5 protein-coding genes, 1 other RNA gene and 1 pseudogene are annotated in these 8,271 nt (G+C 36.1%); all 7 read right to left on the reverse strand.

What is annotated here, in order from left to right:
* On the reverse strand, positions 1 to 2,138 hold a 2,138-nt coding region (locus AC3AX0_RS03505; protein WP_487548921.1), incomplete at its 3' end, for a type I restriction endonuclease subunit R.
* Positions 2,139 to 2,889: 751 nt separating this feature from the next.
* Positions 2,890 to 3,244: a transfer-messenger RNA gene (gene ssrA / locus AC3AX0_RS03510) on the reverse strand.
* On the reverse strand, positions 3,245 to 3,697 hold the full coding sequence (gene smpB / locus AC3AX0_RS03515; RefSeq protein ID WP_487548922.1) for an SsrA-binding protein SmpB: 453 nt from the start codon (positions 3,695 to 3,697) through the stop codon (positions 3,245 to 3,247).
* Between the two features lie 104 nt (positions 3,698 to 3,801).
* Positions 3,802 to 4,626, reverse strand: a complete 825-nt coding sequence (locus AC3AX0_RS03520) for a CvfB family protein (protein ID WP_487548923.1) — start codon at positions 4,624 to 4,626, stop codon at positions 3,802 to 3,804.
* Complete coding sequence (rnr, locus tag AC3AX0_RS03525) at positions 4,623 to 6,746, reverse strand: ribonuclease R (RefSeq protein ID WP_487548924.1); 2,124 nt, start codon at positions 6,744 to 6,746, stop codon at positions 4,623 to 4,625. Before rnr ends, AC3AX0_RS03520 begins: the two co-directional genes overlap by 4 nt.
* A gap of 19 nt (positions 6,747 to 6,765) precedes the next feature.
* On the reverse strand, positions 6,766 to 7,926 hold the full coding sequence (locus AC3AX0_RS03530; protein ID WP_487548925.1) for a D-alanine--D-alanine ligase family protein: 1,161 nt from the start codon (positions 7,924 to 7,926) through the stop codon (positions 6,766 to 6,768).
* Positions 7,927 to 8,075: 149 nt separating this feature from the next.
* A pseudogene (locus AC3AX0_RS03535) lies at positions 8,076 to 8,271 on the reverse strand (UDP-N-acetylmuramoyl-tripeptide--D-alanyl-D-alanine ligase); the annotation flags it as partial.

An 8,271-nucleotide genomic window follows, 5' to 3' on the forward strand; every position in this document is an offset into this window, starting at 1 on the left:
TCATTGGTTTGTTCAAAGTTTTGCTTTATATTTGCAAAATCAATTATATAACCATATCTATTCTTTTTATAGGGGCGATTCACACGTGTCAGCGCCTGAAGCAAATTATGGTCTTTTAGTTTACGACCAAAATATAGTCTTTTAAGTCTAGGCACATCAAAACCTGTCAAAAGCATATTGAAAACAATTAGTATATCAATGGTCATATTCTTTTTAAAATCTTTAATAACTTGTTTGCGCGTTTCTTTGTCATCACTATCATGTAAGATTAATCCTACCTTAAAACTACTTTTTAGCGATGCAGCACTATTAAGCTCTACTTGGATTTCGTCAAAGAAAGCAAAAAGTTTTCTAGCTTGCTCACTGGTTTCACAAATAACCATTCCCCCTAAAGTATTATCACCTTGAATTTGTCTAAATCGCTTAAGATCATTTATAATAAATCGTAATAATTCTTTTACATATCTATCATGCTCAATTATTTGGCTCTTTTTAATATCCTTTTTCTCTACAAGTGATTCAAGCTTTTCATAAATAGAGGATAGTTTTTCACGATATGAAGTTTCAATATCTTCTCTTATTATCTTTAATGTATAACCATCTTGAATAGATTTATCATAATAATATGTGTGAAGATATTCGCCAAATACTTTCCACGATGCTCTTTCATCACTTAGTAATGGAGTGCCTGTTAATGCAATTTTGATTGAATTATTATCTGCATCAAACATATTAGCAAGGAAACATCCTGCAGGATTATACCCTCGATGTGCCTCATCTATAATAAAAATCCTCTGCAAATTAGTAGCATACGCTGGTAAAGCAACTTTTTCTTTGTCTTCTGCAAATCTTTGTATATTTACAACTGTTATTTCTTGTTGTCCACTATTGCCTTCCTGCGCTTGGTTATTTCTAAATTGTTCCATGAGTTCAACTCTTGAATTTGCAGTTTTTACTTCTAAGCCTCGTGCTTCAAATTCTTGTGTTGATTGCTCAAGCAAATCTAAACGGTCCACTATAAAATAAAACTTAGCAACTTTATTTTGTTTAGCAAAATAATCCGATAACGTATGAGTTAAATGATACGAAAGAGCTGTCTTACCGCTTCCTTGAGTATGCCATATAACACCTGAAGTTACACCCTCACTCAATTTCTTACGAACAGCTAGTGCTGCAAAAAGCTGTTGATATCGCATGATATGTTTTTGATCTGTAGATTCTATTTTACCATCAACTTCTCTTTCCATTTTCACATAAGCAATACCATACTTGAGAATAAATAATAGTCGTTCTGGAGAACACATAGAAGTAATTATCCTATTTGTTGGTGTATTAACATTTAAATTTGTTTGATATTCTGGAGCATAGTGTATAACTTGGCAATTAAAGTCACTTAAAACTTTTCTTTCTACATTATTGTCGATATCCTTGAATGAATAATCTTTTATAAAAGGTGCAACTTCAAAATTTGCAACATTCTCTTCTCTGAAACAATTAAATAGTGCCGCATCTCTAGCTGCAGTACAATAAAACGCACCTTGAATAGGTACAATTCCACCTTGCGTATCATATTCCATGTTATTCGAAAAGATCATTAGTTGAGTTATATTAATAAATCTACGAAACTTTTTATTGGGAAAACGTTGCCTATTCATGCGTTCACTTTCAGCTACCATTCCACCATGATTGTTTGGCTTTTTTACCTCTACGAATACAAGAGGCAGCCCGTTAACAAACAAAGTAATATCAGGTCTAAACTCATCTTGATCTCTTTTACAAGTAAATTCAGCGGTACAATGATATGTATTGTTTTCAGGATTTTCAAAATCAATTAATTTTATTGGTGAAATACTAGTTAATCTTTTATAAAAGCTACGTCCAAGATCATCATTATCTAATTCCTGGCGTATTGTAAGTAAAATTTGTTCAAATTCACCTTCATGTCTAGGATTTAATTCACAAAACTGACTTTTGAATACCTCTAATAATATATTTGTATCTGCATCATAAACCACCCCTGACATACTTTCTGTGATCTTTCCAAAATACTCATACCCCAATCTATTTAAATGAACTATTGCTGGCATTTGTACACGAGTTGCTTCATTAAATTTCTGATTTCCATTAATAATAGCCATATATCTTACCTCCCTTTTAATTCAGTGCCTTCAATGCGGCCTTCTTTACAATGAATTTCTATTCGGCATTGTGAAACATTCTATTTTGATCCACATTCTGTGGTTGTTAAATAATTCATGATAATCCTCCATAAAAATACAACACTACAGTAAGTTTTATTCCTATTAGCGAATATTTTCAACAAAACTATACAGCAATACCCAATATTATATTTTAATAATGCTGTCAATTCAACTCTAGGAATACCCGTTTTTACATCAACAAAAATTCCAAGAGTCAGAACTACTTTTTTGTACCTTCAAATCTCAGAACTTAATTAATCATACCATAATGATTATAGAGCTAAAATCATAATTCAGCAACCTCTCATACGTAATATACTATAAATAAACTTTTATTCTGACTCTAATTTCGTAAAAGTACGCCCGCCTAAAAGAAAAAATCCCTTGCGCCTAAGCCCAAGGGAACATATATTATTACTACATTTCATTCAATTATGGCTGTATCCCTTATTTATTGGGTTTTCTTCTTTATCAAGCAGATTGTCTCAACGTGAGTGCTATAGAGAAACATATTTAAAATATTTACGCTAAAAAGTATGCACCCACCTAACAGGAAATGCACCTAGGTGCATAATTCTAAGCATTAGTGTGTTCATTTCCAGGTATTTCAATCCTTTATAACTCGTAAAAACAACAAAACCCCTTGAAATCAAGAGGTTTGCATTGTATTAAACTTTGTGTTCTTATTTGGTGAAGGCGGTGGGAGTCGAACCCACGTCCGAAAGCATTTCCATATAACTTTCTCCGAGCGCAGTCAAAACTTATAGTATCGCATGATGTGACAAGTCTCGACAAAAGTCACATCAGGCTATCTTCAATTATTCGGCAATAGGTCGAAGCACCCCTAGAGCAGTTCCCTGATTTATTTGATGCCCCAGTATAACCTACAGGTCGGCTAAGTGGAACAAGCTAGCAGCTTACGCTGCGAATGCTAAATTACTTTTATTGTTTGCATTTAAATATGTTGCCACTTTTTTCGCTGATTGGCAACAGCGGCTCGCTTATTATACTTCTATACCCCCGTCGAAACCAATTACGCCCCCTTAATAATCTCTTACTCTTTGTATTCTGCGTTGGGCGTCTTTCTTGGCAATGTCTTGTCTCTTGTCGTATTTTTTCTTTCCTATTGCTACGGCAAGCTCCATCTTTACCTTTCCGTTTTTGAAATACAAACTCAGAGGGATGAGGGAATATCCCTTCTGGTTAACCAGACCGATAAGTTTTCTGATTTCCTTTTTATTGAGAAGAAGTTTTCTTTTTCTCATTGGATCTGTATTATAGATATTGCCTTGTTCATAAGGACTGATGTTCATGGCTTGTACGAATATTTCACCATTTTCAATTACTGCATAGCTGTCTTTCAAGTTAACCTTTCCCTGTCTAATTGACTTTACCTCAGTTCCCTTGAGAACCAAGCCTACTTCGTAAGTTTCCTCTACGGCATAGTCATGGCGGGCTTTTTTATTTCTGGCAACTACTCTTTCAATATCTTTCATGTTATCACCTGTCCTTATGTACCAGTGCGTGTGACGATGCATAGCTTCATTGCTAGCATATTATAGCAAATTAGGGACAAACTGTCAAATCATCGACAATTTTATTAGTCCTTTACTTTTATTCCTCTTGGTGTTATTTCAATTAATTTTCTTTTGTATAGTCTTCCAATAGCAATTTTAAAAGAACCTTTACTCATATCAAACTGTTCTCTTATTATATTTGGATTTGACTTGTCGTTATACGGAAGGAATCCACCTTCTTTCATCATCCTCTTGAATATTTTTTCTGCATCGTTATCCATCTTTTCGTGAGACTTTTCAAAAAGGTTGAGATTGAGCTTTCCATCTTCTCTTACCTTTACAACTCTTGCTTCTATCTTGTCTCCTATTCTCTTTCCTATGAAGTCCTTCTCCTGGATGAGACCGTGGAATTTGTTGTCAATTGCAACCATTGCACCCAGGCCTTTTTTCATACTGTATATCGTTCCTTTAACCCTGTCTCCTTCTTTATATGAAGAATTGGTTACAAGCATTTCATATATATCCATTGTTGCACAAAGTCTCTCGGACTTATCAATATAGATTCCAACCATGTATTCCCTTCCAGTTCTTATCTCGCCTTTTTGTTCCTTAAATGGTAGAAAGAGCTCTTTATCCAGTCCCCAGTCCATGAAGGCTCCTATGTTTGTAATGTCCGTAACCTTAAGGTATCCGATTTCACCAAGAGCCAGTTCTGGAAGTTTTAGTGATCCTTCATTCTTGTTGCCTTTTTTGAATACGAAGACTTTGGCTTCATGGCCCTTTTCCACAATATCCATTCCCTTTTCTTTCTTTACATATACCTGTGTTCCGTCTTCATCGATGAAAATAAGATCCTTTTTATCGGCCTTATTCAGTTTTAATAATTGTATTTCTCCAAGTTTTATCATTTTTCTCCTTTATTTCTGCAAAAAGCAAAGTCTATCTCTGCCCTTTGAATATTTACACTTACCAATTTTACATTGACCACATCACCTATCTTGTAGGTTTTTTTGGTCATTTCTCCAATCATGCTATAGTTTCTTTCATCATAGAAGTAATAGTCGTCAGTCATATTGGATATGTGAATCAACCCTTCAACTGTGTTGTCAAGTTCCACAAACACTCCAAAACTTGTGACACTTGAAATTACACCTTCGTATTCTTCTCCTATGTGCTCCGACATATACTCTGCAGCCTTTATGTCGTCAACTTCCCTTTCAAGCTGGGCGGCTTTTCTTTCATTTATTGAACACTGATCAGCCACCAGGGCTAGTCTTGTTTCCAGTTTGCTTGTGTCCTTTAACCTTCCATTTATAAATTCCTTGATTATTCTGTGAATCTGAAGGTCCGGATATCTTCTTATAGGAGAGGTGAAGTGGCAATAGTAGTCTGAGGCCAGTCCGAAGTGTTTTTCCTGACTGTTGCTATAGATTGCCTTCTTAAGCGATCTAAGCATTATAGTATTTATGACGGTTTCTTCCTTCTTTCCCTTTATCTTATTGGTTATTGACTGAAGTTCCTTGGGATGAAGGTTTGCAGTTCCTTTCAAGAAGTAACCGAAATTTGCTATAAACCTGTTGAATTCTGTAATTCTATCGCTATCAGGGCTTTCATGTATCCTGTATAAGAATGGAACCTTGGACCAAAACATGTTTTCCGCAATTGTTTCATTACAAGCTATCATGAATTCTTCGATTATCCTATTAGCAATCCTTCTGTCGTATTTGGCTACGTCCACTGCACGTCCATCTTCATCCAGAACAATCTTTGCTTCTTGGAAATCGAAGTCTATACATCCCCTGTCATCTCTCTTTTTTTTGAGGATTTTAGCTAGAGTTTCCATGTTTTTAAAATCTTCCAGCAGATCTCTATATTTCTCAGACATTGCTTCATCTTCATTTTCCAGTACATCAGATACATCATCGTATACGAGCCTTGATTTGGAGTTGATTATTCCCTCATATATTTCAAAGTCACTTACCTTTCCCTTGCCATTTATAGTCATGACCACTGACATGGTTAGCTTGTCCTCGCCCTGGCTAAGGCTGCATACTCCGTTTGAAAGTTCCTTTGGAAGCATAGGTATTACTTCTCCAGGCATGTATACTGATGTTCCCCTTGTAAAAGCTTCCTTATCGAGAGGTGATTCTTCTCTGACATAGTGGGTTACATCGGCTATATGGATTCCAAGCTCATATTTGCCGTTATCCTTTTTGATTATATGAATTGCATCGTCAAGGTCCTTGGCATCTGCTCCATCTATAGTAACTATTTGATAGTCCCTGAAGTCTTTTCTTCTGTCTATTTCTTCTTTCGTAATTTCCCTGTCTATTTCAGAGGCTTCCCTCTGTACCTTGTTGGGAAACTTAGTCCTTATTTCATTTCTTATAAGAGCTGACAATATGAAAGTTCTTATATCATCAGATGATCCTAGTATGCTCTTGACCACTCCTTCTGGATTTCTTCTCTTTCCTGGCCATTCAACAATTTTCACAATAACTGTTTGTCCGTTTTTAGCTCCATTGAAGTCGGATTTTGATACGAATATATCTTGGGAAATCCTCTTGTCGTCAGGCAGTACAAAACCGAAATTTTTAGTTTCCTGTAGGGTGCCTATTATTTCGTAGTTTGCCCTTGTCAGTATCTTAATAACTTCCCCTGAAGGTTTTTTTGTATTACCATTACCCTTCATTGGTCTTACTATTACCCTGTCCTTGTTCATTGCTCCGTTAAGGTCAACCGGAGATATGAAAAGGTCTTTAATGTCAGTATTGTCAGGAATTAGAAATCCAAATCCCTTCTGAGATCCCTGAATTGTACCTATAATAAGATCACTCTTTTCTGGAATTACATATCTTTCATTTCTTGTCTTGATTATTTTGCCTTCTTCTTCAAGCTCATTTAGAATTTTAGTTATTTCCCTTTTCATATCCTTTGTAGTGTTTAGCTCTTTAAAGATTTCCCCTATCAGCATGGGCTTGTAGGCGTCATCACTCATGAATGTTACGAGTCTCTCTTTAATACTCATATTAGCAACTCCCCAGGTATCAGTTTTTTGCTCCCTTGGACATATTGTTCAAAAGGTCTATGTCGTATGAATTTATGTTTTGAGATTCATCCTCATATCTTTTTTCAGCTATTTCTATCAATCTTGTTATGAGTTCCTTAAAAGGCAATCCCGAAGGCTCCCATAGATAGAATGATATGGATCCAGGTATTGTGTTTATTTCATTTACATAGATGTTTTGGTTGTCGTATAGAAAGTCCACCCTTGATGTTCCCGAGGCGTCTATTGCAATGAATGCCTTCTTGGCCATTTCCCTAATTCTTTGTGATACTTCTTCAGGAAGGTCTGCTGGAATTATTCTTTTTTCAGTTCCCTTGCCCTTACTGCCGTTCATGTACTTGTCTTCGTATTTGAGGAAGTCTTCCCATCCTATAGGTTCCTCACAAAGTGATGCTTCAACCTGATCTTCATAACCAAGTACTGCGCAGTTTATTTCCCTTGGGTTTTCTATACACTGTTCAACCATTATCTTTTTGTCGTAGGAAAGGGCAACCTCTATGGATTCCTTAAGCTCTTCCTGATTTGTAGCCTTGCTAATTCCTACGCTTGATCCAAGGTTTGCAGGCTTAACTATTAGAGGATAGCCTATTGCTTCCGATTTTTCTATATATTTATTTTGGTTGTTTCTGTATTGCGATCTGTAGAACCATATATGGTCCACCATTGGAAGGTTTTCAGCATAGAATACCTTCTTCATTGAAACCTTGTCCATTCCAAGAGCTGATGCCTTTACTCCAGTAAAACAGTATGGCACTCCGCATGATTCAAGTATTCCCTGAAGGGCGCCATCCTCAACGCTTGTACCGTGTACTGCTGGTATCACTACTTCCACCTCAAGCTTTTCTCTTTTTTTCGCAAAGATACCCTGCTTCAAATCAGGGTTCGGGTGAAGTGTCAGTGTATTCTTTTTGTCGAAGTTTTGCCATGGAATAACTTCTGTAACTCCTTCGAAGGATTTGTTCTGGTATGTTTTTATATCTCCCAGTTTTTCTCCGATGTTCCATCTTCCCTTTTTATCTATATATATTACAAAAGGCTGGTATTTTGTCCTGTCTATATTGTCGTATATCTGAAGTCCTGTAATTATTGAAACTTCATGCTCTACTGTCTTTCCACCTATTATAATTCCTACTTTCTTCATAATAATTTCCTTTCATCGCTTTATTTATAGTCTAAGAAAGCTAAAAATGCATAATCCCTTGAAGCGTTGGTATTACGCGGTTAAAGAAACTTTCTGCGACCTCTCAAAAAATGCTTACGCATTTTACGCAGCGGAGCTGCTTTCTTGTTTTATTCATTGTATGTGTCTGGAAGATCGTTTTCAAATAATACTACATCCCCTGACCTCAAGAGACTCTTCATTGCATCTTCCGATTCCTTCAATGACTTCACAGTAACAAGGTTGTGCATCTCAAAGTCGGTTTCTTCAAGTCCTTCCTTGATTGCTCTTGTCCTGTTCTCCCCTACAAGAATCACAAGATCACAG

The organism is Dethiosulfatibacter sp. (genome assembly GCF_983023055.1).